22 protein-coding genes and 2 tRNA genes are annotated in these 25466 nt (G+C 75.2%); 16 read left to right on the forward strand and 8 right to left on the reverse strand.

The window, feature by feature from the left end; translation table 11 throughout:
• The first annotated feature begins 1 nt into the window (after window position 1).
• Entirely contained in the window at window positions 2-2821 is a 2820-nt protein-coding gene (gene secA, locus KOV94_RS14295) for a preprotein translocase subunit SecA (protein ID WP_124343286.1), read from the forward strand.
• 152 nt (window positions 2822-2973) lie between these two features.
• Here the strand turns inward: secA and KOV94_RS14300 are convergent, their stop codons facing one another.
• Window positions 2974-3840, reverse strand: coding sequence for an Rv3235 family protein (locus KOV94_RS14300; RefSeq protein ID WP_218052404.1), 867 nt, complete (start codon window positions 3838-3840; stop codon window positions 2974-2976).
• Entirely contained in the window at window positions 3837-5039 is a 1203-nt protein-coding gene (locus KOV94_RS21315; RefSeq protein ID WP_218052405.1) for a LysM peptidoglycan-binding domain-containing protein, read from the reverse strand. Before KOV94_RS21315 ends, KOV94_RS14300 begins: the two co-directional genes overlap by 4 nt.
• Window positions 5040-5184: 145 nt before the next feature.
• Here KOV94_RS21315 and KOV94_RS14310 point away from each other — a divergent pair, with 145 nt between their 5' ends.
• Complete coding sequence (locus tag KOV94_RS14310) at window positions 5185-5715, forward strand: hypothetical protein (RefSeq protein WP_124344702.1); 531 nt, start codon at window positions 5185-5187, stop codon at window positions 5713-5715.
• Window positions 5716-5795: 80 nt separating this feature from the next.
• On the opposite strand, the gene KOV94_RS14315 is transcribed toward KOV94_RS14310, so the two are convergent.
• On the reverse strand, window positions 5796-6020 hold the full coding sequence (locus tag KOV94_RS14315) for a helix-turn-helix domain-containing protein (RefSeq protein ID WP_124344703.1): 225 nt from the start codon (window positions 6018-6020) through the stop codon (window positions 5796-5798).
• 116 nt (window positions 6021-6136) lie between these two features.
• On the opposite strand from KOV94_RS14315, the gene KOV94_RS14320 reads away from it, so the two are divergent.
• The 5 genes from KOV94_RS14320 to KOV94_RS14340 all read left to right on the forward strand — a co-directional run bounded on the left by KOV94_RS14320 (window position 6137) and on the right by KOV94_RS14340 (window position 9117).
• The gene (locus KOV94_RS14320) at window positions 6137-6820 is read left to right on the forward strand and encodes a CpaB family protein (RefSeq protein WP_218052406.1); all 684 of its coding nucleotides are present in this window, start codon (window positions 6137-6139) and stop codon (window positions 6818-6820) included.
• Between the two features lies 1 nt (window position 6821).
• The gene (locus tag KOV94_RS14325) at window positions 6822-8102 is read left to right on the forward strand and encodes a CpaE/TadZ family protein (protein WP_218052407.1); all 1281 of its coding nucleotides are present in this window, start codon (window positions 6822-6824) and stop codon (window positions 8100-8102) included.
• A 177-nt stretch (window positions 8103-8279) separates the two neighbouring features.
• Window positions 8280-8726 carry a DUF6912 family protein gene (locus KOV94_RS14330; protein ID WP_124342435.1) on the forward strand — a complete coding sequence of 149 codons (447 nt, stop codon included), beginning with the start codon at window positions 8280-8282 and terminating at the stop codon, window positions 8724-8726.
• A 151-nt stretch (window positions 8727-8877) separates the two neighbouring features.
• Window positions 8878-8949: transfer RNA gene (locus KOV94_RS14335), tRNA-Gln, on the forward strand.
• A 95-nt stretch (window positions 8950-9044) separates the two neighbouring features.
• Window positions 9045-9117, forward strand: a tRNA-Glu gene (locus KOV94_RS14340).
• A gap of 326 nt (window positions 9118-9443) precedes the next feature.
• Here the strand turns inward: KOV94_RS14340 and KOV94_RS14345 are convergent.
• Window positions 9444-10163 carry an IclR family transcriptional regulator gene (locus tag KOV94_RS14345; RefSeq protein WP_124342436.1) on the reverse strand — a complete coding sequence of 240 codons (720 nt, stop codon included), beginning with the start codon at window positions 10161-10163 and terminating at the stop codon, window positions 9444-9446.
• Between the two features lie 98 nt (window positions 10164-10261).
• On the opposite strand from KOV94_RS14345, the gene leuC reads away from it, so the two are divergent.
• From leuC to KOV94_RS14370, 5 genes are all read left to right on the forward strand, one after another.
• Complete coding sequence (leuC, locus tag KOV94_RS14350) at window positions 10262-11716, forward strand: 3-isopropylmalate dehydratase large subunit (RefSeq protein WP_124342437.1); 1455 nt, start codon at window positions 10262-10264, stop codon at window positions 11714-11716.
• 32 nt (window positions 11717-11748) lie between these two features.
• The gene (gene leuD / locus KOV94_RS14355; protein ID WP_124342438.1) at window positions 11749-12408 is read left to right on the forward strand and encodes a 3-isopropylmalate dehydratase small subunit; all 660 of its coding nucleotides are present in this window, start codon (window positions 11749-11751) and stop codon (window positions 12406-12408) included.
• A gap of 356 nt (window positions 12409-12764) precedes the next feature.
• Window positions 12765-14081, forward strand: coding sequence for a UDP-N-acetylglucosamine 1-carboxyvinyltransferase (murA, locus tag KOV94_RS14360; RefSeq protein WP_124342439.1), 1317 nt, complete (start codon window positions 12765-12767; stop codon window positions 14079-14081).
• Between the two features lie 21 nt (window positions 14082-14102).
• Window positions 14103-14867: a lysophospholipid acyltransferase family protein gene (locus KOV94_RS14365; protein WP_218052408.1), complete on the forward strand. Its 765-nt coding sequence runs from the start codon at window positions 14103-14105 to the stop codon at window positions 14865-14867.
• Window positions 14864-15907: an NAD(P)H-dependent glycerol-3-phosphate dehydrogenase gene (locus KOV94_RS14370; protein ID WP_124342441.1), complete on the forward strand. Its 1044-nt coding sequence runs from the start codon at window positions 14864-14866 to the stop codon at window positions 15905-15907. The genes KOV94_RS14365 and KOV94_RS14370 overlap by 4 nt, the downstream gene beginning before the upstream one ends.
• Before the next feature lie 174 nt (window positions 15908-16081).
• On the opposite strand, the gene KOV94_RS14375 is transcribed toward KOV94_RS14370, so the two are convergent.
• A complete protein-coding gene (locus KOV94_RS14375; protein WP_218052409.1) occupies window positions 16082-17239 on the reverse strand; it encodes a trans-sulfuration enzyme family protein in 1158 nt (385 codons plus the stop codon).
• 79 nt (window positions 17240-17318) lie between these two features.
• Between KOV94_RS14375 and KOV94_RS14380 the strand changes: the two genes are divergently transcribed.
• Window positions 17319-18488 carry a D-alanine--D-alanine ligase family protein gene (locus KOV94_RS14380; RefSeq protein ID WP_263974770.1) on the forward strand — a complete coding sequence of 390 codons (1170 nt, stop codon included), beginning with the start codon at window positions 17319-17321 and terminating at the stop codon, window positions 18486-18488.
• Window positions 18489-18616: 128 nt separating this feature from the next.
• Here the strand turns inward: KOV94_RS14380 and KOV94_RS14385 are convergent, their stop codons facing one another.
• Complete coding sequence (locus KOV94_RS14385; RefSeq protein ID WP_371852348.1) at window positions 18617-19126, reverse strand: DUF3515 family protein; 510 nt, start codon at window positions 19124-19126, stop codon at window positions 18617-18619.
• Window positions 19127-19299: 173 nt separating this feature from the next.
• On the opposite strand from KOV94_RS14385, the gene KOV94_RS14390 reads away from it, so the two are divergent.
• Complete coding sequence (locus tag KOV94_RS14390) at window positions 19300-20298, forward strand: thiamine-phosphate kinase (RefSeq protein ID WP_218052410.1); 999 nt, start codon at window positions 19300-19302, stop codon at window positions 20296-20298.
• Window positions 20299-20439: 141 nt separating this feature from the next.
• Here KOV94_RS14390 and KOV94_RS14395 read toward each other — a convergent pair whose 3' ends face one another.
• Window positions 20440-20964: a GNAT family N-acetyltransferase gene (locus KOV94_RS14395; RefSeq protein ID WP_218052411.1), complete on the reverse strand. Its 525-nt coding sequence runs from the start codon at window positions 20962-20964 to the stop codon at window positions 20440-20442.
• A gap of 86 nt (window positions 20965-21050) precedes the next feature.
• Window positions 21051-21242, reverse strand: coding sequence for a 50S ribosomal protein L28 (gene rpmB, locus KOV94_RS14400; RefSeq protein WP_029289091.1), 192 nt, complete (start codon window positions 21240-21242; stop codon window positions 21051-21053).
• A gap of 328 nt (window positions 21243-21570) precedes the next feature.
• Here rpmB and KOV94_RS14405 point away from each other — a divergent pair, with 328 nt between their 5' ends.
• Both KOV94_RS14405 and KOV94_RS14410 read left to right on the forward strand, forming a co-directional pair.
• Window positions 21571-23196 carry a DAK2 domain-containing protein gene (locus KOV94_RS14405; RefSeq protein WP_218052412.1) on the forward strand — a complete coding sequence of 542 codons (1626 nt, stop codon included), beginning with the start codon at window positions 21571-21573 and terminating at the stop codon, window positions 23194-23196.
• Complete coding sequence (locus tag KOV94_RS14410; protein WP_218052413.1) at window positions 23196-25466, forward strand: ATP-dependent DNA helicase RecG; 2271 nt, start codon at window positions 23196-23198, stop codon at window positions 25464-25466. Before KOV94_RS14405 ends, KOV94_RS14410 begins: the two co-directional genes overlap by 1 nt.

The raw sequence follows: 25466 nt of genomic DNA on the forward strand, positions 1-25466 counted from the left end.
CGTGCCCACGATCGTCGACAAGGTCCTCCGGCTCGGTGAGGGCCGCGTCCTCAAGAAGCTGTCCGGCATCGCCCAGCAGGTCAACGCGCTGGAGGACAGCTTCACCTCGCTGTCCGACGCGGAGCTCCGCGAGGAGACCGACCGCTTCCGCGCCCGCCTCGCCGACGGCGAGACCCTCGACGACCTGCTCGCCGAGGCGTTCGCCGCGGTGCGCGAGGCCGCGCGCCGCACGCTCGGGCAGCGGCACTTCGACGTCCAGCTCATGGGCGGCGCCGCACTGCACCTCGGCAACATCGCCGAGATGAAGACCGGTGAGGGCAAGACGCTCGTCGCGACCGCGCCGGCCTACCTCAACGCGCTGTCCGGCAAGGGCGTGCACGTCGTCACGGTCAACGACTACCTCGCCGAGTACCAGTCCGAGCTCATGGGACGCGTCTACCGGTTCCTCGGCCTGACGACCGGCGTCATCCTGTCGCAGCAGCAGCCGGCCGAGCGTCGCGAGCAGTACGCCGCCGACATCACGTACGGCACCAACAACGAGTTCGGCTTCGACTACCTGCGCGACAACATGGCGTGGAGCGTCGACGAGCTCGTCCAGCGCGGCCACAACTTCGCGATCGTCGACGAGGTCGACTCGATCCTCATCGACGAGGCCCGCACGCCGCTCATCATCTCCGGCCCCGCGTCGGGCGACACCAACCGCTGGTACGGCGAGTTCGCCAAGGTCGTGCGTCGCCTGCAGCCGGAGCGCGACTACGAGGTCGACGAGAAGAAGCGCACCGTCGGCGTCCTCGAGCCGGGCATCGCGCGCGTCGAGGACTACCTCGGCATCGACAACCTCTACGAGTCGCTCAACACGCCGCTCATCGGCTTCCTCAACAACGCCATCAAGGCGAAGGAGCTGTTCAAGCGCGACAAGGACTACGTCGTGATGAACGGCGAGGTCCTCATCGTCGACGAGCACACCGGCCGCATCCTGCCCGGCCGCCGCTACAACGAGGGCATGCACCAGGCCATCGAGGCCAAGGAGGGCGTGACGATCAAGGCGGAGAACCAGACGCTCGCCACGATCACGCTGCAGAACTACTTCCGCCTCTACTCGAAGCTGTCGGGCATGACCGGTACGGCCGAGACCGAGGCCGCCGAGTTCCAGGGCACCTACAAGCTCGGCGTCGTGCCGATCCCGACGAACCGTCCGATGCAGCGCATCGACCAGAAGGACTTCGTCTACAAGAGCGAGGACGGCAAGTTCGACGCGGTCGTCGAGGACATCGTCGAGCGGCACGCGAAGGGGCAGCCGGTCCTCGTCGGCACCACGAGCGTCGAGAAGAGCGAGCTGCTCTCCTCGAAGCTGCGCAAGCAGGGCGTCCCGCACGAGGTCCTCAACGCCAAGCAGCACGCGCGCGAGGCGGCGATCGTCGCCCAGGCCGGCCGCAAGGGCGCCGTGACCGTCGCGACCAACATGGCCGGGCGAGGCACCGACATCATGCTCGGCGGCAACGCCGAGTTCATGGCCGTCGCCGACCTCGCGGCGCGCGGGCTCGACCCCGCCGAGAACGCGGAGGAGTACGAGGCCGCCTGGCCGGGTGCTCTCGAGAAGGCCAAGAGCGCGGTCGCCGCGGAGCACGACGAGGTCGTCGAGCTCGGGGGCCTCTACGTCCTCGGCACCGAGCGCCACGAGTCGCGCCGCATCGACAACCAGCTGCGCGGTCGTTCCGGCCGTCAGGGCGACCCGGGGGAGTCCCGGTTCTACCTGTCGATGCAGGACGACCTCATGCGCCTCTTCAACTCCGGCCTCGCCGAGTCGATGATGACGCGCGCCGGCTTCCCCGAGGACATGCCGCTCGAGTCGAAGATGGTCACGCGCGGCATCCAGTCCGCGCAGGCCCAGGTCGAGTCGCGCAACTTCGAGATCCGCAAGAACGTCCTCAAGTACGACGACGTCATGTCCCGCCAGCGCGAGGTCATCTACGACCAGCGGCGCCGGGTGCTCGAGGGCGAGGACCTGCACGAGCAGGTCAAGCACTTCCGCAACGACGTCCTGTCCGCCTACATCGGCGGCGCGACGGCCGAGGGCCGTCCGGAGGACTGGGACCTCGAGGCGCTGTGGACCGCCCTCAAGGCCGTGTACCCCGTGACCATCACGCCCGAGGAGGTCGTCGAGGAGGCCGGCGGCGCCCAGCGTCTGACGCGCGACCTCGTCGAGCGCGAGATCCTCTCCGACGCCGACCACGCCTACGCCGACCGCGAGGCGACGATCGGCTCGGACAACATGCGCCAGCTCGAGCGGCGCGTCACGCTCTCCGTCCTCGACCGCAAGTGGCGCGAGCACCTCTACGAGATGGACTACCTCAAGGAGGGCATCGGCCTGCGCGCGATGGCGCAGCGCGACCCGCTCGTCGAGTACCAGCGCGAGGGCTACCAGCTCTTCAACGCGATGACCGACGCCATCAAGGAGGAGACGGTCGGGTACCTCTTCAACCTCGAGGTGCAGGTCGCGCCGACCGAGGAAGCCCCCGTCGTCACGGCCGACTCCGCCGCGCAGACCGCTGCCGCCGCCGGGCCCGCACCGACCCCGGCTGCCGGCCCGCGGACCGTCGCCGACGGTCCGACGGCCGGGCGCCTCGTCGCGAAGGGCCTCGACGGGCCCGAGCGTCGCGTCCCGCTGCAGTACTCGGCCCCGTCCGTCGACGGCGACGCCGGCACCGTGACGAAGCGCGACGGCGGCACGCCCGCCGCGGGCCAGTCCGGTGACGCACCCGCCGCCGGAAGCAACCGCGAGGCGCGCCGCAAGGCGCAGCGCCAGCAGCGCAAGAACTGACGACGCACGACCGGACCGGCCGCCCCTGAGGGACGGCCGGTCCTGTCGTGCACGTGGCGCACCGGGTCGCCGTGCCACCGGCGCGAGGCGCTGGCGTGCAGCGTGCGTGCCGTCGCGTCAGTCCACCGGCGCCCGTCGGGCCAGCCGTCCCGTCAGCCCACCTCGAGCACCGTCGCGCGCCACGCGCCCCGGTGGGTCTCGAGCCGCAGCGCGACGGCCCGCACGATCGCACCGTCCTCGACGACGACCCCGGCCTCGAGCGTGTGCTCGTCGACCGCGGACGTGCGCACGCGGCGCACCTGCGGCGCCCGACCCGACGTCCCGCGCACGCGCAGCGTGAGCGCCGCGCGCACCTGCAGCGCGTCGAGCACGCCCGGCGTGAGCCACCGCGCGAGCTGACCGATCGGCCGGCGACCTCCGAGCACCTCGACGGTCGCGAGCGCGATCCGGCCCGCGAGCACCCCGGGGTCGTGCGCGGGGACGGCACCGCGGTCCTCGTCCGCGGCGTCGAGCACCGGCGAGCGGTCCTGCACGCGGAGCACGTCCAGCCGGTGCGCGACGGTAGGCGGGACGACGTGCCGGGGACCTGCCGCCCGCACCGGCGCGGCGGGCTCGACGGTGCGCACGAGCCGTGCCCGCGGACCTGCCGCCCGGACGGTGCGCGCGGTGTCGCGGTGGGCGGGGTCCGTCGGGCTGCTGGGGCGGCCGAGCGCGCTGGCGGCGCTCGCGGTGTCGCGGTGGTCGAGGTCCGTCGGGCTGCCGGCGCGGCCGAGCCTGTGGTTGGCGTTCGCGGTGTCATGGTGCGCGGGGTCCGGCGTGGACCCGGGGCGGGCGAGCCCGTGGTTGGCGCTCGTGGTGTCACGGTGCCCGGCGTCCGGCGTGGTCCTGGCGCGGGCGGGCGACGCGGGGGCGGCGCACAGACGCGGTGCGGGACGTGCGGCGGACGGCGGGTCGCCGTCGGCGTCGGCCCGGACGAAGACGCGCTCGACGGCGGTCGCCTCGATCGTCACGGCGCTCACGGGGCCACCGTCCCGTCGGTCGTCGGGACGGCCAGCACCTGACCGGGCAGCAGGAGGTCCGGGTCTGCGCCGACGACGTCGACGTTGGCCGCGTACCAGCGGGGCCAGGCCGCGGCGACGGCAGCGTCGTCGGCACCGGCGGGCAGGTGGCGTGCCGCGATGCTCCAGAGCGTGTCGCCCGGCTGCACGACGACGGAGCCGGCGTCGACGGTCGTGCCTGCCGGCGTCGCGGAGGAGCGCGGCGTCGCACCGCTGCCGCTCTCCAGGCCGCCCGCGGGTGCCGACGACCACGACGCGGTGCGCGAGCCGCCGGTCGGTGCGTCGGCCGCGGCGGGACCAGCGGACGGAGCGGTCGGTCCGGTGGGCCGTGCGGATCCCGTCGAGACGTGCGGGTCGCGCGACGCGTTCGCGAGGGCTGTCGCCGCCGACGAGGGTGCCGGGGCGGTGGCGGCGCCAGAGGTCGAGGCCGGTGCGTCGGGCGATGGTGCGTCGGGCGACGACTCGCCGGGCGACGACTCGCCGGGCGACGGCTCGCCGGGTGACGGCGCGTCGTGGGCCGCCGAGGCGGCGCTGGAGCCCTGCGACGTGGAGGCCGTGCGTCCGGCGGCGTCCGCGTCGACGGCCCGCTCGTGGGGCGTGTCCGGGGCGCCCGCCGACGGCGCCGCTGTCGCGGTACCACCGTGCGTCGCGCTGTGGGGCCCGGACCAAGCGTCGCCGGGCGACGTGGGCGCCCAGCCGAGGTCGGACGACATGCTGCTCACCGCCGGGGGTGCGTCCGGCGCGACGGGAGTCGCTGCGCTCGCACCGGTCGCACCGGCGAGCCCGACCCCGGCGCCGATCGCGAGCACGAGGACGCGACGCACGACGACGGGCGCGCAGCGCTGCACGAGGTGCTCGCCGGTCCGCCACGAGGCGCCGACGGCCCGGGCCACGGAGCAGACGAGAGCGACACCGGCGGAGGCGGCGAGCCACGCGGCGACCAGCGCGCCGACCGCGGTGACGCCGAGCTCGACGGCGGACTCGACGCGCCATGCCCCCGTGCCGGCGAGCTCGGCGGTGCGCACGCCGAGCAGCACCGCGGTGAGGGCGGCGGCGCCCGCCGCGACGGCGAGGCCGAGGACGGCGGCGCCGCGGGCGCCGGGGCGCCCGGGGCGGGCCGGCGTCGCCCCGCTCTGGGCCCTGCGTGCACGTTCGACCACGTCGAGCTCCTTTGATGTCGTTTGATGTCGTTTGATGACGACGAGTGCACGTAGATCTATCCGAATGTGCCGGGTTCGTCCAGGCGTGTCCGCGATCCGAGCGTCCGGCGCTGTGGTCGTGAGGCTCGGCCGTACCGTGGGCGCCGTGCGCTGGGAGGCCCTCTTCGACGACATGGAGGCGCAGCTCGCCGCGGTGCGGAGCGCCGCCGTCCGCCTCGACGTCGCGGAGCTCACGCGCGCCGAGCGCGCCACCGTCGGGTTCGTGGACCGCCTCCGCGCGGCGCGCGACTCGTCCGTGACCGTCCGGACCGCGCACGGTGAGCCCGTGGAGGGCGCGCTCGTCGACGTCACACCCGAGTGGGTGCTGCTGGCGCTCGGTCCCGTGCAGCGGGCGCTCGTGCCGACGGCCGCGGTCGTCGCGGTGGCGGGTCTCACCGTGCACGCCGCGCCGGCCGCCGCGACGGTGGAACGGCGGCTCGGCCTCGGTCATGCGCTCCGGGCGCTCGCCCGCGACCGCGCCGTCGTCCGGGTCCGGTCGCGCGACGTCGAGCTCGTCGGTCGGGTCGACCGCGTCGGGGCCGACCACCTTGACCTCACGGAGAGCGACCGGCCGACGGGCAGGGCCCGCACGTGGGCGGTCACGTTCGCGACCCTCGAGGTCGTCCGCTCAGGCTGAGCAACACGACCGCGACGCCGGGGACGCAGCATCAGGACCGCGCGCGCCCCGTTCCGCAGCGCCGGCGGTGCGCCGCGCGGTCAGCCGGCCGTCTCGGCCGTCGCCTCCGCGGCGTTGCGGGCACGCGTCTGCTCGTACATGCGCTGGATGTAGCTCTCGAGCTCGGTCGCCTCGACCCGCCACACGCCACGTCCACCGATCTGGATCGCGGGCAGCTCGCCGGACCGCACGAGCGCGTAGGCCTGCGGGGCGGAGATGTTGAGGATCTCCGTGACGTCGGCGAGCGTGAGGAACCTCGAGGCCATGCTCGCAGTCTGGCACGCGGTGGCGCGCTGACCGGTTTGTCCACAACCATGCCTCCGCGTCCCCGGCCGGCTCGGCAGGATGGGCGCCTGCCGTACCGACGACGACGGGGAGTGCCATGGAGACGAGCGTGCTGGACCTGCCTGCGCCGGTGGCGCCGCGCCTGCGTCGGCCGGGATGGCGTGATCCGCGGCTGCTCGCGGGGGTCGCGATGGTCGCCGGCTCCGTGGCGCTCGGCTCGTGGGCGGTGCGGTCCGCGCAGGCGACCGTGCCCGTGTACGTCGCGCGCACCGCGCTCGTGCCCGGTGACGTCGTCGACCCCGGCACGCTCGTGGTCCGCGACGTGCAGCTCGGGTCGGTCGACCTGGGCAGCTACCTGCGCGCGGACGAGCCGCTGCCGGACGAGGCGACCGTGCTGCGCGTCGTCGGGGCCGGCGAGCTCGTCCCGCGCGCGGCGCTCGGCGACGCGGCGGAGGGCGACGTCCGCCCGGTCGCCGTCCCGCTCGAGCACGCGCCGTCGCGGGCGCTCGTCGTGGGCGCGCTCGTCGACCTCTGGTGGGTGCCGGACGGCACCGCGCGCGGTGCGGGCGACGCGAGCGCCGGCGCGACGCCGGCTGCACCGCGTCCGCTCGCGGTCGGGCTCACGGTCGCGGAGGTCGACACGCCCGACGGCGCCTTCAGCGTGGGCGGGGCGAGCACCGTGCAGGTGCTCGTGCCGTCCGACGCCCTCGCTGACGTCCTGGGCGCGCTCGCCGGTCCGGGCTCGGTCGACGTCGTGCCCGTGCCGGGCTCGGGAGGCTGACGTGTCGGTCGGCGTGCTGTGCGCGGTCCGGGGGACCGCCGAGTCGATCATCGTCCAGGCCGTCGAGGGGACGAACGGGCGCCTCAGCGTCACGCGTCGCTGCGCCGACCTCACCGAGCTCCTCGCGGCCGCGGAGGCGGGCCTGGGGCGGATCGCGGTCGTGTCGGTCGACCTCGACCTGCTCGACCGCGAGTCGGTCGACGTCCTGCACCGTTCGGGCGTGACGGTCGTGGGCGTCGGTGACCCGAGCCGCCCGTGGCTCGCCGACCGCCTGCGCGCGTACGGGGTCGACGTCCTCGCAGATGCACCGCACGACGAGGCGGGCGCCGGCGACCTCGTGCAGGGCGCCCTCGCGGCGCTCGACAGCCCGCACGCGCCCGGCTCGCGCCCCGCGGCGGTGCCCGACGACGGCGGGCCCGGGCCCGCGTCGGTCGCGCCGCGGGACGTCGACGGAGCGGTCGTGGCCGTGTGGGGGCCGACCGGTGCTCCGGGACGCACGACCGTCGCGGTCAACCTCGCGGCCGAGCTGGCCGCGTCGAGCGGCACGACCCTGCTGGTCGACGCGGACACCTACGGGGGCAGCGTCGCGCAGGTCGTCGGGCTGCTCGACGAGGCGCCGGGCCTCGCGGCGGCGGCGCGCGCGGCCGCCCAGGGGACGCTCGACCTGCACCAGCTCGCCCGCCTTGCGCCCGTGCTCGCGCCCGACCTGCGGGTGCTGTCCGGCGTCTCGCGCGCGGACCGTTGGCCCGAGCTCCCCGCGTCGTCGCTGGACGTGGTCTGGTCCGTCGCGCGCGGACTGGCGCGGTGGACGGTCGTGGACTGCGGGTTCTGCCTCGAGTCGGACGAGGTGCTGACCTTCGACACGCGCGCCCCGCAGCGCAACGGCGCCACGATCAGCGCCCTCGAGGCCGCCGACGTCGTCGTGGTCGTGGGCGCAGCCGACCCCGTGGGCATCCAGCGCCTGGTGCGCGGGCTCGGCGAGCTCACCGACCTCGGCCTCGGCTCGACGCGCGTGGTCGTCGTCAACCGGGTGCGGGCGTCGGTCGCCGGCCCGCGACCGGGAGAGGCCGTCGCCGGGGCTCTCGCGCGCTACGCCGGCGTGACGGACGCGCACCTGGTCCCGGACGACCGCCCGGCGCTCGACGCCGCGCTCCTCGAGGCGCGGACGCTGCGCGAGGCCGTGCCCGGCTCCCCGGCCCGTCGGGCCCTCGCCGGCGTCGCCGCGCGGGTGCACGCGACCGTCCGCGCGCCCGTCGGCGTCCGGGAGGTGGTCGCGCACTGACCCGGACTGCCCGGCACGGTCCGCCGGCCCGGGCGTCGTCGGGCTCGACCGTGCCGCGGACTGCTGGTCCGACCGGGGCGTCGCCGTCGACGAGGGCCTCGTCCGTCCGACCACCCCGGCGGCCGCCGGGCGGGGCGTCGCCGGACACGGCCTGACGGGCTCGGGCAGACTGGCCCGGTGCGTGTCTACGTCCCCGCGACCCTCGACGAGATCCCCGGCCCGCTGACGGCGAGGACGGCGCACGCGGTGACACCCGCGCTGCGGTCCGCGCTGCCCGACGAGGACGACGAGACCGTCGAGTTCGTCGCCCAGCTCACGGCGGCCGACGACGCGCTCGACCTGCTCCGGGCACGGCCTGACGCACCGCGGCTGCGTGTCGTCGTGTCGGTCGACGTGCCGGACGCGTCGGTCGCGGCGGTGACCGACGACGGCGCCCCACCGAGCGCCGTCCGACTCGTCGTGGACGTCGCCGCCACGGACGTGGCCTGCGCGCACGTCGACGAGCCCGAGGCGCGGCCGGACGTGGTCGCCGCTCTGGCCGGCGACGGGGAGGCGCGCGAGAGGCTCGAGGAGCGCGACCTGCTCTGGTACGACGCGTCCGAGCTGGGGGCGATCCCGCGCTGAACGCGTGGCGTTCGTCACGAACGACGCCACGGGCAGGGGCCGGTTGGACCGGCACGCCACGCCTCGGGTAATGTTCACCGCCGGTACGACGTCCGGACGACGCCGTGGCGGCCTTCGGGTGGCCCGGTCGAACGCCGGGGGTTATACCCCATGGGGTATGGTGTAATTGGCAGCACGACTGATTCTGGTTCAGTTAGTCTAGGTTCGAGTCCTGGTACCCCAGCGCGAGCACCGCTGATCGGATGGTCCGAGTCCCTCGGAACATCGGGTAAAGTGTTCACTCGGTAAGCGGGGCCTCCGGGCCTCGTGTGCTGACAGGCCCCCGTTGTGTAGCGGCCTAGCACGCCGCCCTCTCACGGCGGTAGCGCCGGTTCGAATCCGGTCGGGGGTACGTCAAGGCCCGGTCACCTCGGTGACCGGGCCTTCGTCGTTCCCGGGACCTGGCCGCGTTCCCGGGACCTTGGCCGCGTTCCCGCGACCCGGCCACGCCGGGCGTCCGGGCCCTTCCCGTCGCGCGCTCGTCGCCGGCGTCGCCGCCGACGCGAGGACCGCGCTCGCCGCCGACGCGAGGACCGCGCTCGCCACGGCCGCGAGGACCGCGCTCGCCACGGCCGCGAGGACCGCGCTCGCCACGACCGCGAGGTCCGCGCTCGCCGCATACGCGAGGACCCCCTCGCGGCCGGCTCGCGAGGGGGTCCGTGGACGGGGGAGCGGGTGTCACTCGGCGGTGCGGCGCAGGACCTCGGTCAGGCGGTTCGCGGCGGAGACGACGGCGGCGGCGTGCAGCCGCCCGGGCTGGCGCGAGAGGCGCTCGAGCGGCCCGGAGACGGACACGGCGGCCACGACGCGGCCCGACGGCCCGCGCACGGGGGCGGACACGGACGCGACGCCGACCTCGCGCTCGGACACGGACTGCGCCCAGCCGCGGCGGCGGACGCCGGACAGGATCGTCGCGGTGAACTTGGCGCCCTGCAGGCCGCGGTGCAGCCGGTCGGGCTCCTCCCACGCGAGCAGGATCTGCGCGGCGGAGCCGGCCTGCATCGTGAGCGTCGCGCCGACCGGGATCGAGTCGCGCAGCCCGATCGGGCGCTCGGCCGCGGCGACGCAGATGCGCATGTCGCCCTGGCGGCGGTACAGCTGCGCGGACTCGCCGGTGTGGTCGCGCAGCGCGGCGAGCACGGGGCTCGCGGCGGCGAGCAGGCGGTCCTCGCCGGCGGCCGTGGCGAGCTCGGACAGGCGCGGTCCGAGCACGAAGCGGCCCTGCATGTCGCGCGCGACGAGCCGGTGGTGCTCGAGGGCGACGGCCAGTCGGTGGGCGGTGGGGCGGGCAAGATGGGTGGCGGTCACGAGCTGTGCGAGCGTCGCCGGGCCCGCCTCGAGAGCGCTGAGAACCGACGCGGCCTTGTCCAGGACGCCGACTCCGCTAGAGTTGTCCATAGGTCGATATTGGCGTCTCGGAGGCTGAGACGCAAGCAGGCAGGCAACAGGAACCGGGAACACCCCCCACCCGGACGAACAAGAAGAGGACCGAGAACATGGCCGGCACGTTGGCGGAGAAGGTCTGGGACGCGCACGTCGTGCGACGTGGCACCGAGGGCGCACCCGACCTGCTCTACATCGACCTGCACCTGGTGCACGAGGTCACCAGCCCGCAGGCGTTCGAGGGGCTGCGGCTGGCCGGACGCCAGGTCCGCCGCCCCGACCTCACGCTCGCGACGGAGGACCACAACACCCCGACGCTCGACATCGACCGGCCGATCGCCGACACGACGAGCCGCACCCAGATCGAGACGCTGCGCCGCAACGCCGCGGAGTTCGGCGTCCGCATCCACTCGCTGGGCGACGCCGACCAGGGCATCGTCCACCAGGTCGGTCCGCAGCTCGGGCTCACCCAGCCCGGCCTGACCGTCGTCTGCGGCGACTCGCACACGTCGACGCACGGCGCGTTCGGCGCGCTCGCGTTCGGCATCGGCACGAGCGAGGTCGAGCACGTGCTCGCGACCCAGACGCTCCCGCTCGCGCCGTTCAAGACCATGGCGATCACGGTGAACGGTCAGCTGCCCCCGGGCGCGACCAGCAAGGACATCATCCTCGCGATCATCGCCAAGATCGGGACCGGCGGCGGCCAGGGCTACGTGCTGGAGTACCGCGGCGAGGCGATCCGCTCGCTGTCGATGGAAGCCCGCATGACGATCTGCAACATGTCGATCGAGGCGGGCGCGCGCGCCGGCATGATCGCGCCCGACGAGACGACGTTCGAGTACCTGAAGGGTCGCCCGCACGCGCCCGAGGGGGCCGACTGGGACGCCGCCGTCGAGTACTGGCGCACGCTGCGCACCGACGACGACGCGACGTTCGACGAGGAGGTCGTCCTCGAGGCGGCGGACCTCGAGCCGTTCGTCACGTGGGGCACGAACCCGGGCCAGGGTCTGCCGCTGTCGGCGGCCGTCCCGGTGCCCGAGCAGATCGCCGACGCGAACGAGCGCGTCGCCGCCGAGCGCGCGATCGAGTACATGGGTCTCACGCCGGGTCAGCCGCTGCGCGAGATCAAGGTCGACACGGTCTTCATCGGCTCGTGCACCAACGGCCGCATCGAGGACCTGCGCTCGGTCGCCAAGGTCGTCCAGGGCAAGCACAAGGCCGACGACGTGCGCGTCCTGGTGGTCCCGGCGTCGGCGCGCGTCCGGCTCCAGGCCGAGGCCGAGGGGCTCGACAAGATCTTCCTCGACTTCGGTGCCGAGTGGCGCAACGCCGGCTGCTCGATGTGCCTCGGCATGAACCCCGACCAGCTCGCGCCGGGGGAGCGCTCGGCGTCCACGTCGAACCGCAACTTCGAGGGTCGTCAGGGCAAGGGCGGGCGCACGCACCTCGTGTCGCCGCTCGTCGCCGCCGCGACCGCCATCCGCGGCACGCTCTCGTCGATCTCGGACCTCGGCGAGGACCCGAGGGCGTTCGACGGCAGCCCGCTCACGGACCTCCAGTCGGTCTGACCCGACCCGCGATCGCAGAAGGAAGCACCGTCATGGAGAAGTTCACCCAGCACACCGGCATCGGGGTCCCGCTGCGCCGCAGCAACGTCGACACCGACCAGATCATCCCGGCCGTCTACCTCAAGCGCGTCACGCGCACCGGGTTCGAGGACGCGCTGTTCGCGGCGTGGCGCGGCGACCCGGAGTTCCTGCTCAACCAGGACGCGTACAGGAACGGCTCGGTCCTCGTGGCCGGTCCGGACTTCGGCACCGGTTCGTCCCGCGAGCACGCCGTGTGGGCGCTCAAGGACTACGGGTTCCGCGTCGTGATCTCGGCGCGGTTCGCGGACATCTTCCGCGGCAACTCGGGCAAGCAGGGCCTCCTCGCCGCGCAGGTCGCGCAGGAGGACATCGAGCTCATCTGGAAGATCCTCGAGACCCGCCCGGGCACCGAGGTGACCGTGGACCTCGAGTCTCGGACCGTCACGTGCGACGACGTCGTGGTGCCGTTCCAGGTCGACGACTACACGCGCTGGCGGCTGCTCGAGGGTCTCGACGACATCGGCCTGACGCTGCAGCACGCGGACGAGATCAGCGAGTTCGAGCAGACGCGTGAGCCGTGGCGCCCGCGCACGCTGCCCGCGAAGCACCTGCCGCCGGTCGAGATCAAGGCCGCGCGCCCCGTGCCGGTCACGATCGGCCGACCGGACTGAGGACACGCGCACCGCACGCCCCGGAGGCCGGTGGGACCGTCGACGACGTCCCGCCGGCCTCCGGCGCGTCCGGACGCCTCGCCCGGACCACCACCCGTCCGTGCAGGGCGGGCCGGGCATCCGGGGGGCGAACGGGACGAACGTCACGCATCCGCGCCCAGGGATGGCTACCGTGAGCCCCAGGCCCTCGGGAAGAAGAGGCGCACCGCCGCGGTTCTCCCCTCGGGCCGGGTCCACGAGTCGCCCGACGGACGTCGTCCGTGCGCGGTGGGCCGGTTGTGAAGGTTTGGGGCCGGGCGGCGCGACGCGCCGCGTCCGGTCAGGAGCACGCCTCGGCGTGGGAGACGATGAGGACCATGAGCGATCTGCTGTACGTCAACGGGGGCAACCCCCTGTCGGGCGAGATCACCGTCCGCGGTGCGAAGAACTTCGTCTCCAAGGCGATGGTGGCGGCTCTGCTCGGCGAGACGCCGAGCGTGCTGCGCAACGTCCCGCAGATCCGCGACGTGGCCGTGGTGACCGGGCTGCTCGAGCTGCACGGCGTGAAGGTCGACGCCGACGCGGACGCGGGCGTCCTGCACCTCGACCCGACCGACGTCGAGAGCGCGCACGTCGCCGACATCGACGCGCACGCCGGCTCGAGCCGCATCCCGATCCTGTTCTGCGGGCCGCTGCTGCACCGCCTGGGGGAGGCGTTCATCCCCGACCTGGGCGGCTGCCGCATCGGCGACCGGCCGATCAACTTCCACCTCGACATCCTGCGGCAGTTCGGCGCGGTCGTGGACAAGCAGGACAACGGGATCCACATCCGGGCGCCGCGCCGTCTGCAGGGCACCAAGATCGCGCTCCCGTACCCGAGCGTCGGCGCCACCGAGCAGCTGCTGCTGACGGCGGTCCGCGCCGAGGGGATCACCGAGCTCGCGGGCGCGGCGATCGAGCCCGAGATCATGGACCTCATCAACGTCCTGCAGAAGATGGGCGCGATCATCTCGGTCGACACCGACCGCGTGATCCGCATCGAGGGCGTCGACCGGCTCGTCGGCTTCCAGCACACCGCGCTCGCGGACCGCATCGAGGCCGCGTCGTGGGCGTCGGCCGCGCTCGCGACGGGCGGCGACGTGTACGTCCGTGGCGCGACGCAGCCCGAGATGACGACGTTCCTCAACACGTTCCGCAAGGTCGGCGGCGAGTTCCACGTCGACGACGACGGCATCCGGTTCTTCCACCCGGGCGGCGACCTGCGGTCGATCACGCTCGAGACGGACGTCCACCCCGGCTTCATGACGGACTGGCAGCAGCCGCTCGTGGTCGCGCTCACGCAGGCGAAGGGCCTGTCGATCGTGCACGAGACGGTGTACGAGAACCGGTTCGGCTTCGTCGACGCGCTCGTCGGCATGGGCGCGACGATCCAGGTCTACAAGGAGTGCCTGGGCGGCCGGCCGTGCCGGTTCGGGCAGCGCAACTTCTTCCACTCGGCGGTCATCAGCGGCCCGACGCCGCTGGCCGCGGCCGACATCGAGGTGCCCGACCTGCGCGGCGGGTTCAGCCACCTCATCGCGGCCCTCACCGCGAAGGGCACGTCGGCCGTCCGGGGCATCAGCCTCATCGACCGCGGGTACGAGCGGTTCACGCAGAAGCTCGAGGCGCTGGGCGCCGAGTTCAGCCGCGACTGAGTCCCGGTAGCATCCCCTCCCGTGCCGCCGCCGCCGAACTCGCCCCGCGCCTTCCGCGTCGTCGCCTTCATCCTGCGCCCGCCGCTGCTCGCCATGACGAAGCGCGACTGGCGCGGCGTGGAGCACATGCCGCGCGACCGTGGCTTCATCGTCGCGTCGAACCACATGACGAACATCGACCCGCTGACGTTCGCGCACTTCCTGTGGGACAACGGCTTCACGCCGAAGATCCTCGCGAAGGCGTCGCTGTTCAAGGTCCCCGTGGTCGGCAAGGTGCTGCTCGCGACCGGCCAGATCCCCGTGCACCGCAACACGGCGGCGGCCGGGGAGTCGCTGCAGTCGGCCATCGCGGCGATCGACGACGGGGCGTGTGTCGCGGTCTTCCCCGAGGGGACGCTCACGCGTGACCCGGAGCTGTGGCCCATGGTCGGCAAGACGGGTGTCGCGCGGCTCGCGCTGACGACCCGCGCACCCGTCATCCCCGTCGCGCAGTGGGGTCCGCAGAACCTGCTCGGCCGCTACAAGAAGCTGCTCAAGCCGATCCCGGCGAAGAAGGTCTCCGTCGTCGCCGGGCCGCCGGTCGACCTCGACGACCTGTACGACCGGCCGCAGGACAACGCGACGCTGCGCGAGGCGACCGAGCGCGTCATGGCCGCCATCACCACGCTGCTCGAGGACCTGCGTGCCGAGCAGGCGCCGACGGTCCGCTACGACATGCGCAAGCCGAACGCCCCGCGCGACGCGGGCGCGGGCGGGGACGCCGCACCGCGTCCGGAGGTTCCGTGACGGCCGACCTGCTGCCGCCCGACGAGCCCGCGGCCCCGCGGCTGCGCGCGACCGTCCTCGGCGCGGGGAGCTGGGGCACGACGTTCGCCGCCGTGATGGCCGACGCGGGCTGCGACGTGACGGTCTGGGGCCGCGACGAGAAGACCTGCCGCCAGATCGCCGACGAGCACCGCAACGAGGCGTACCTGCCGGGCGTCGAGCTGCCGTGGCGCATCACGGCGACGACCGACGCGCACGCCGCGGTCCGAGGCGCCGACGTCGTCGCCGTCGCCGTGCCCTCGCAGCAGGCCCGCACGGTGCTCGAGCCGCTGCGCGACGCCGTCGGGCCGCGCACGGTCGTCGTGTCGCTCATGAAGGGGGTCGAGCTCTCGACCGACCAGCGCATGAGCGAGGTCGTCGCCGAGGCCCTGGCGATCGACGCGTCCCGCGTGGCCGTCGTCTCGGGCCCGAACCTCGCGCGGGAGATCGCGCGCCGGCAGCCGACCGCGACCGTCATCGCCTCGACGAGCGACGAGACCGCCCGCCTGGTGGCGCGCGCGTGCGCGTCGGCGTACTTCCGCCCCTACACGAACCCCGACGTCGTCGGCGTCGAGCTCTGCGGCGCCGTGAAGAACGTCATCGCGCTCGCGGTCGGCATCTCGCAGGGGCGTGGCCTCGGCTACAACACGATGGCGACCGTCATCACGCGCGGGCTGGTCGAGATCACGCGCCTCGGGCTCGCGCTCGGTGCCGACGCCGAGACGTTCCCGGGCCTCGCGGGCATGGGCGACCTCATGGCGACGTGCGCGTCGCCCGACTCGCGCAACCACACGCTGGGCGGTCACATCGGCCGTGGCATGACGCTCGACGAGGCGATCGCCGCGACCGGCGGCACCGCGGAGGGCGTCAAGTCGTGCCGGTCGGTCCTCGAGCTCGCGACGTCGCTCGGCGTCGAGATGCCCATCACGCACGCCGTCGTCCGCGTCCTGCACGAAGGGCTTCCCGTCGACCAGCTCGCTCCGCTGCTGCTCGCACGTCCGCACAAGGCCGAGGGCGCCTGACCGACCGCGCGTCCGCGCCGCGGCAGGTCGCCCCTCCCGCACGCGCCCGAGGGTGTCGCCGGCCGGGGGAGCGCCCCGGCGTCGCCCTCCCGCAGGCGCCTGAGGGCGTCGTCCGCCGGGGAGCCGGCCGCGGCCTCCCGCTGCCGCCGGGCGCAGGGCGCCCACCCGGTCGCGTCAGCCGGCCGTCGCGGCGTCCAGCGCCTGCGCGAGGTCGCGCCACAGGTCCTCGACGTCCTCGATCCCGACGGACAGCCGCAGCAGGTCCTCGGGCACGGTGACCGTCTCGAGCGGGAACCGGCGCCGCCGCTCGAGGCTCGACTCGACGCCACCGAGGCTCGTCGCGGGCACCCACAGTCGCACCCCGGCGACGAGCGCGTCGGCGGCCGCGACCCCGCCGCGCGGTCGCAGGCCGATGATCGAGCCGAACCCGTCCATCTGCGCCGCGGCCCGCGCGTGCCCGGGGTCCTCGGGGAGGCTCGGGTGGCGCACCTGCGCGACGCCCGGGTGCGCGGCGAGGCGGCGGGCGATCTCGGCCGCGTTGGCCTGCGACCGCTCGACGCGGAGCGCCAGGGTCCGCAGCCCGCGCAGGGCCAGCCACGCCTCCGTGGGGCCCGCGATCGCACCGTGGACGGTGCGGTGCCGGCGCAGCGCGGCGTGCACCGCGGGGTCGTCGGCGAGCGCGGCCCCGAGCACGACGTCGGAGTGCCCGGCGAGGTACTTCGTCACCGAGTGGACGACGACGTCGGCACCGAGCCTCAGCGGACGCTGGCCCAGCGGTGTCGCGAACGTGTTGTCGACCGCGACGAGCGCGCCCACGGCGTGAGCCGCGTCGACGAGCGCGGGCAGGTCGGCGACCTCGAGCATCGGGTTGGTCGGCGACTCGACCCACAGCATCGCGGCGGGCGTCCCGTCGCCCTGGACGGCCGCGACCACCGCGTCCGTGTCGTCGATGTCGACCGGGACGACCTCGAGGCCCGAGCGCGCGGCGAGGTCCTGCGCGTGCACGAGCGTGACGTTGTACGCGTGCCGCGGCGCGACGACCCGCCCGCCGGCCGGCACGAGGGACAGCGCCGCCGCGATCGCCGCCATGCCCGACCCGAACAGCAGGGCCGGCCGCGTCGAGCGCTCGAGCGCGCCGAGCGTCTGCTCGAACGGGTGCCACGTCTCGGTGTCCGCCCGCGCGTAGAACAGCTCGCCGTCAGGCACCTCGCCCTGCGAGACGTACGTCGAGGACAGCACGATCGGCGGGTTCACCGGGGCGGCCTGCGTGCGGGCCGGGCGGCCGGAGCTGACGACGAGCGTGGCGGGGGACAGGGGCAGAGCGTCGGGCATGGCGCCACGGTACGCGTCCGTCCGACGACCGACCGGCACCGTCCGGAGCGGCGGCCTGCGCCCGGTAGGGTCGGGCGCGATGAACGACACCGCGCTCCCGTCGCCCACCCCCTCCGTCGGATCCGCGCAGGACGGCACGAGCGCGCGTGCGCGCGTCATGGTGCTGTTCGGCGGCCGCTCGGGCGAGCACGCGATCAGCTGCGCGACCGCCGGTGGCGTGCTCCGCGCGCTCGACCGCGACCGCTACGACGTCGTCGCCGTGGGCATCACGCCGACCGGTCGCTGGGTGCTCGCCGAGGACGACCCGGACCGCTGGGCGATCCGTGACGGCCGGCTCCCGCAGGTCGAGGACACGGCCGCGCACGTGCTGCTGCCGCAGGCGACCGACGACCGCGACGTCCAGGTGCTCGAGGCGGGCGCGCTGCCGCGCACGCTCGGTGCCGTCGACGTCGTCTTCCCGCTGCTCCACGGCCCCTTCGGGGAGGACGGCACCCTCCAGGGGATGCTCGAGCTCGCCGACGTGCGGTACGTCGGCGCGGGTGTGCTCGCGTCCGCCGTCGGCATGGACAAGCACATGATGAAGCTCGTCCTCGCCGGCCACGGCCTGCCCGTCGGGCCCTTCACCGTGATCCTGCCGGGCGAGCAGGACCGTGACCCCGAGGGCGTCGCGCAGCGGGTCGAGGCGCTCGGCCTGCCGCTGTTCGTCAAGCCCGCCCGCGCCGGGTCCAGCCTCGGCATCACCCGGGTCGACGACCTCGCCGACCTGCCTGCGGCACTCGCGACCGCGCGCGAGCACGACCCGAAGGTCGTCGTCGAGGCGGGCATCGTCGGGCGTGAGGTCGAGTGCGGCGTCCTCGGCGGGCGCGACGGGCAGCGGGCGCGCGCGTCCCTGCCGGGCGAGATCGTCGTCACCGACCCGCGGCACACGTTCTACGACTTCGAGGCGAAGTACCTCGACGAGGGCGGCGTGACGCTGTCGTGCCCGGCCGACCTGCCCGACGACGTCGTCGCCCGGGTGCGGGACGCCGCCGTGCGCACGTTCGAGGCCATCGGGTGCGAGGGCATCGCACGCGTGGACGTGTTCGTCACGCCCGACGGCGAGGTCGTCGTCAACGAGATCAACACCATGCCGGGCTTCACGCCGTACTCGATGTACCCGCGCATGTGGGAGGCGTCGGGCGTGACCTACCCGGAGCTGGTCGACGAGCTCGTGCAGCTCGCGCTCGCCCGGCCCACGGGCCTGCGCTGACGCGGTCGCTCCCGGCGCCGCGTCTCCGCCCGTGCAGGCGACGCCTCGGCCCCAGCGGCCGACGCCTCGGCCCGTGCGGCCGGCGCCGCCGCCCGTGCGGCCGACGCCTCGGCCCGTCGGACGCCGCGTCAGCCCGTGAGGCCGACGCAGGACCGCTCGACCGCCGCCTTCGCGACCGCCGGGCCCAGCACGTCGACGAAGGACGTGCTGCTCGTCGTCGCGGCGACCTCGGCGGGCACCCGCACCTCCACCGCGGGCACGCGGCCGTAGGTCGTGAACGTCCAGTCGGACCCCTGCTCGTCCTGCGGGTCGTCCGCGACGACGACCCAGTCGACCGACGTGCCGTCGGGCGCCTCGACCGTCACGCACCGGTCCGTCGTCGGACCCAGCGGCTCGACGCCGCACCGCAGCACGACAGCGGCGTGCGGGTCGCCCCACGCCGTCGTCGCCTGGCTCGTCGTGTCGACGCGGTCCAGGTCGTCGCCGAGCGTGTCGGGCGTCGAGAGCACGACGTCCGCGCACACGGGGTCCGTCGCGTGCGGCGCGACCGTCACCGGCACGGCCTGCGCGCAGCCGCCGAGCGCGAGGAGCGCCGCGACGGGCACGGTCGCGCGCAGACGGGATCGGGTCGAGGGCACACGTCACGGTAACCCGCCCGCGGGAGGCTCACGCACGCCGTCCGACCGCGGCCGGTCGCGACGCACGGGGTCACGCAGCGGCGCAGCCGCGACGGCCGCGTCGTCCTGGGCGTGACCTTCACCACGGCAGGTGCGGTGCGCGGGCGCGCCGCTCAGGCGTCTAGCGTGGCGGCGTGACCGACCAGCCCGGCCCGCGCGTCGCCGACCTGTCCGAGGACGGGCTGCTCGCCCGCATCTTCCCGCACCTGCCGCAAGGTCCCCGCACGCTCGTCGGGCCGGGCGACGACGGGGCCGTCGTGACCGCGCCGGACGGCCGGTTCGTCGTGACGACCGACGTGCTCGTCGAGGACCGGCACTTCCGCCGCGCGTGGTCCACGGGCGACGACGTCGGGCACCGCGCCGCGGTGCAGAACCTCGCGGACGTCGCGTCGATGGGTGCCGTGCCGACCAGCCTGGTCGTCGCGCTCGTCGTGCCCGGCGACCTTCCCGCGGACTGGGTCGAAGGGCTCGCGCGCGGGTTCGGTGACGCGTGCCGGCTCCACGGCGTGGACGTCGTCGGGGGCGACCTGTCCGGCGGTCCGCTCGTCGTCGTGTCGGTGACTGCGCACGGCGACCTCGAGGGCCGGGCACCGGTCCTGCGGTCCGGCGCGCGTCCGGGCGACGTCGTGGCCCACGCCGGCGCGTGCGGGACGTCCGCCGCGGGGTGGGCGGCGCTCGCCGCGGACCGGCCCGGCGTCGATCCCGACGCCGTCACGGCGTTCCGACGCCCGTCGTCGCCGCTGCAGGCCGGGCCGCTCGCCGCGAGTGCCGGGGCGACCGCGATGCTCGACGTGTCCGACGGGCTGCTGCGCGACGCGGGGAGGCTCGCACGCGCGAGCGGTGCGGTCGTCGACCTGGACGACCCGTCGACGGCGGGCCCGGACGGGCTGGCGCGCGACGTCGCGCGCGTGCGGCCGACGGCCGAGCGCCTGGGTGTCGACCCGCTCGCGTGGGTGCTGGGCGGCGGCGAGGACCACGGGCTGCTCGCGACGTTCCCGCCGGACGTGGAGCCGCCCGCGCCGTTCCGGCGGATCGGCGTCGTGCGCGCCGCCGGCGGCGGTGACGGGCCTCGGGTCCTGGTCGGCGGGTGCGTGCCGGACTTCGCGTCGGGCTGGGACCACTTCGCGGGCTGACGAGCGCCACGGCGTCGCGGGCTGAAGACGCCCGAGGAAGCGGCCGTCGGAGCGTCGGGGCAGCCGCGACGGTACAGCAGCGGCGCGAGGTGCTGCGCCAGGTCGTGACGGCGAGGTCAGGGGGAGGAGTGCCCCCGGACGTCAGTTGCGGCGGTACCGGACCTCGAGGAGCTCGGCACCGCCGACGTCGTCGTAGCGCTCGACGCCGTCGGCCTGGAACCCGTGCCGGCGGTAGAAGTGGCGGGCGCGCTCGTTCGCGGCCAGCACCCACAGCGAGACGCGCGTGCGGTCGCCGACCTCGGACAGGACGGTCCGCATCAGGTCGCGCGCCACCCCGTGGCCCCACGTGCCGGGGTCGAGGTAGATGGAGTAGATCTCGCGGTCGCCGCGGCTCGCGTCCTCGTCGCGGGCCGGACCGACGGAGATGAAGCCGATGATCTGCCCGCCGGCCTCGGCGACCCAGGTCCGCACCCGGTCCTCGGCACCGTGCGCGAGGTAGCCCTGCCAGTCGCGCGCGCGGGCGTCGACGTCGAGGCTCGCGAGGTAGTCGGCCGGGACGATGCCCGCGTACGCCTCCTGCCAGGACCGGACGTGGACGGCCGCGATGGCAGCGGCGTCAGCGGCTCCGGCGGCGCGGACGGTCACCTCGTCGAGCTGCTCCATCATGACGTCACCCTGCCACATGGTCCGGGCATGGCGAAGGCCCGCGAGGCGATTGCCTCACGGGCCTTGCGACCGGTGGTGCGGCGGCGTCAGACGGCGCGCTGGACCTTGCCGGCCTTGAGGCACGAGGTGCACACGTTGAGGCGCTTCGGGGTGCCCGCGACGACGGCGCGGACGCGCTGGATGTTCGGGTTCCAGCGGCGCTTCGTGCGCACGTGCGAGTGCGAGATGCTGTGCCCGAAGCTCGGGCCCTTGGCGCAGACGTCGCAGTTGGCAGCCACGATCTTCTCCTGTGTTCTTGCGGTCGGTCCCGGCCCCGACGAGTCGGGACCGATGCGGGCACGTCGCGGGGACCGCGACGAAGTCGGTTGTCGGGACGCGTCCGTCACCGGGCCTGGGGCGACCGGATCGGGGTCGACGGGCCGGTGTGGCCCGCGCGTCACCTGTGCCCGAGTCGTCGGGCAACCGGTCAAGACTAGCCCATGGCCCGCAGGCGACCCAAATGTGGGCGCGATGCGGCAGGGTGGGGGACCAGCAGCGGGACCTCGGGCCGCCCGCCGCGGGCGCCGACGTGCGCCTCGAGCCGACGCCCGGGCGGTGACCGGAGGGATGGACGTGCTCGACGCCGACGTGCTGCGCGCCTGGGCCGGCGGTGCCCGGACGGCGCTCGCGCTCGCGCGGCCCGCCGTCGACGCGGTCAACGTCTTCCCCGTCGCGGACGCCGACACCGGCACGAACGCGCTGCTGACGATCACCGGGGGAGCCGAGGCCGTCGCGGCGCTGCCCGCCGGGACCGGCGCGCTCGCCGTGGCGCGCGCGTTCGCGCGCGGCGCGCTGCTCGCCGCGCGCGGCAACTCCGGGGTCATCCTCAGCCAGTACCTCGCGGGCTTCGCCGACGGCCTGGCGGGTGCCGCGCCGACGGACCCGTCGGTGACGCTGCTCACGGCCCCGGCAGCCCTGGCGGCCCCGGCGGCCCTGGCAGCGCCGGCGGGATCGACCGCCCTGGCCGTCCCGCGCCCCGGGGAGCCGGCGCCGCCGCACGTCGCCGGGCGTGACGAGCCCGCCACCGACGTCGTCCGGGCGCTCGCGTCCGCGGCCACCGCGGCGCGGGCCGCGGTCGCCGAGCCGTCCGAGGGGACGGTCCTCACGCTGGCCGACACGGTCGCCGCGCGGGCCGCGTCCCACGACCCGCGCCTCCCCGCCGCGACGGTGCTCGGCAGCGTGCTCGACGACGCGCGCGCCGCGCTCGAGCTCATCAGCGCCGAGCACCCGGTCCTGCGGCGTGAGCACGTCCCGGACGCCGGGGCGTGCGCGCTCCTGGTGGTGCTCGACGCGCTGCACCGCGCGGTGACCGGGACGCCCGAACCGACGACGCCCGCGCCCTGGCTGCCGCCCGTCGAGCAACACGCGCACGCGGACCACGAGGGGAGCGGGGCCTTCGAGGTCATGCTGGTCGTGCGCGCGGACGCCGACGAGGACCTGGCCGGCCCGCTGCAGGCACGGCTGGCGGAGGTCGGCGACTCGGTGGCGGTCGTCGGCGGGGACGGCGTCTGGCACGTGCACGTGCACACCGACGACCCGGCGGCCGCCATCGACGCGGCGGCGCTCGGGGCGCGCGAGCAGGCCGTCGTGCGGCTCGTCGACGCCCCGCACGGGCAGACCCTCGACGACGCGGAGCCCGCGGCCCGCTGGGGGCTCGTCGCGTGCACCGCCGCTCCGGCCCTGGCCGCCTGGTACGCGGCGGCGGGCGCGGTCGTGCTCGTCGTGCCGGACACACCCGTCACCGCGACGCACGTCGCGCGGGCGGTCGCCGACACGGGAGCGTCCGACGTCGCGCTCCTGCCCGGGGGCGTCGTCGGGGCGGAGGCGCTCACGGACCGGCCCGGCCCGGTCGTCGAGGTGCTCGACGCGGACGACGAGCTGCGCGTCGTCGTCGCGACCCTCGCGTTCGCGTCGTCGGCGTCGTCGTCCGGGACGGCGGCGGCGGTGCACGACGCGGTCCGCGCGCTGGGCCGGCTGCGGGTCGTCCGCGTCGACGACGCGTCCGCGCTGCCCGCGGCCGTCGACGACGTGCTGACCGGGCCGGGCGGCGAGAGCCTCACCGTGCTCCACCGCGACCCGCTCGACGACGCGACGTCCGCGCACGTCGAGGCAGCGGCCGCGGCGCGCGGGCTCGAGCCGGTGCTCGTCGGGCCGACCCGGGGCGGGGCGGCGTTCTGGGTGGGGGTGGACTGATGGCGCGGCGGGTGCAGGGCGGTCAGGGCGGTGTCCGGTACGTCGACGGCGTCGAGCCGCGCGGCGGGTACCTGGACTCCCCGGTGACGTCCGTCGCGCCCCGCGCGGGCAAGCCGTTCGCGGCGCTCGGGATGCGGACCGTCGGCGACCTGCTGCGGCACTACCCGTTCCGGTACGCCGACCCGGGGACGCTGACCGACATCGCGAGCCTGCGCGTCGGGGACACCGTGACGGTCGTCGCGGACGTGCGGCAGGCCGTCGTGCGCCGGGCGCGGTCGACGAACGCGTCGCGGCTCGAGGTGCGGATCACCGACGGTCGCGCCGAGCTGCAGCTCATCTTCTTCGGCGGTGCGCGGCACCACGAGCGCCTGCTCGTCCCCGGGCGGCGCGGGCTGTTCACCGGGCAGATCTCCGCGTTCGGCGGGCACCTGCAGCTCGCGCACCCCACCTACGAGATGTTCGACGACGACGGCGAGGGCGAGCGGGTCGCGGTCGAGCGCGCGTCGTGGCCGCGGCCCGTCTACCGGGCCGGCTCGGGGCTCGACACGACGAAGATCGCGGCCGCCGTCCGCACGGTCCTCGGCACGCTGCGCGACGAGGACGTCGTCGACCCGGTCCCGCCGGAGCTCCGCGAGGAGCGCGGGCTGGCGGACCTGCACCGCACGCTGCGGGACCTGCACGAGCCGCACACCGCGGCCGACTGGCAGGCCGCGCGCGACCGGCTGCGCTACGAGGAGGCGTTCGTCCTGCAGGCCGAGCTCGCGCGCCGACGGGCCCGCGCCGCGGCCGAGCCCGCCACCGCTCGCCCCCCGGTGGCCGACGGCCTGCTCGCCGCGTTCGACGCGCGCCTGCCGTTCACGCTCACCGCGGGCCAGGTGGAGGTGGGCGAGACCATCGCGGCCGAGCTCGCACGTCCCGTCCCCATGCAGCGGCTGCTGCAGGGCGAGGTCGGGTCCGGCAAGACGCTCGTCGCGCTGCGCGCGATGCTCCAGGTCGTCGACGGCGGCGGCCAGGCCGCCCTGCTCGCGCCGACCGAGGTGCTCGCCGCGCAGCACGCCCGGTCGCTGCGCGCCCTGCTCGGCGACCTCGCGGAGGGCGGCATGCTCGGCGGCGCGGACACCGCGACGCGGGTCGTGCTGCTCACCGGGTCGCAGTCGACCGCGGCCCGCAAGGCCGCGCTGCTCGACGCGGCGAGCGGTGCCGCGGGGATCGTCGTCGGGACGCACGCGCTGCTCTCCGCCACGGTGCAGTTCGCGGACCTCGGGCTCGTCGTCGTCGACGAGCAGCACAAGTTCGGCGTCGAGCAGCGCGACACGCTGCGCGCCAAGGCGTCCACCAGCCCGCACCTGCTCGTCATGACGGCGACGCCCATCCCGCGGACCGTCGCGATGACCGTCTTCGGCGACCTCGAGACGTCGGTGCTCCGCGAGGTGCCCGCGGGTCGCAGCGGCGTCGTGACGCACGTCGTGCCCGCGGACAACCCCGTCTGGATGTCGCGCACGTGGGTGCGCGTGCGCGAGGAGGTCGACAAGGGCGGCCGCGCGTACGTCGTGTGCCCGCGCATCGACGGCGACGACGACCAGGGCGCCGACGACGCGGACCTCGTCCGCGAGGACGCGCCCGAGGACGACGCCGGGCCGACCACCCCACGCCGCCCGCTGCGCGCGGTGCTCGAGGTCGCCGCCGAGCTCGCCGAGGAGCCCGCGCTGTCCGGCCTCGGGGTCGGCGTCCTGCACGGGCGCATGCCGCCCGACGAGAAGGACCGCGCGCTCGCGGACTTCGCGTCCGGGCGCGTGCCGGTGCTCGTGTCGACGACGGTCGTCGAGGTCGGCGTCGACGTCCCCGAGGCCACCGTCATGGTGATCCTCGACGCGGACCGGTTCGGGGTGTCGCAGCTGCACCAGCTGCGCGGCCGCATCGGGCGCGGCACGGCACCGGGTGTCTGCCTGCTCGTGTCGACGGCCGAGCCCGGCACGCCCGCGGCGGAGCGCGTCGACACGCTCGCGCGCACGTCGGACGGGTTCGCGCTCGCGAGCTTCGACCTCGAGCAGCGCGGTGAGGGCGACGTGCTCGGTGCGTCCCAGTGGGGCGGGTCCTCGTCGCTGCGCCTGCTGCGCGTCACGCGCGACGGCGACGTGATCGAGCAGGCGCGCCAGGACGCGCGCGCGCTCGTCGAGCGCGACCCGGAGCTCGCGTCGTGGCACCCGCTGGACGACGCGATCCGCGCGCTGCTCGCGGGGGACCGCGAGGAGTTCCTCGACCGCACCTGA

The organism is Cellulomonas algicola (genome assembly GCF_019024305.1).
Classification (GTDB): Bacteria; Actinomycetota; Actinomycetes; order Actinomycetales; family Cellulomonadaceae; genus Cellulomonas; species Cellulomonas algicola.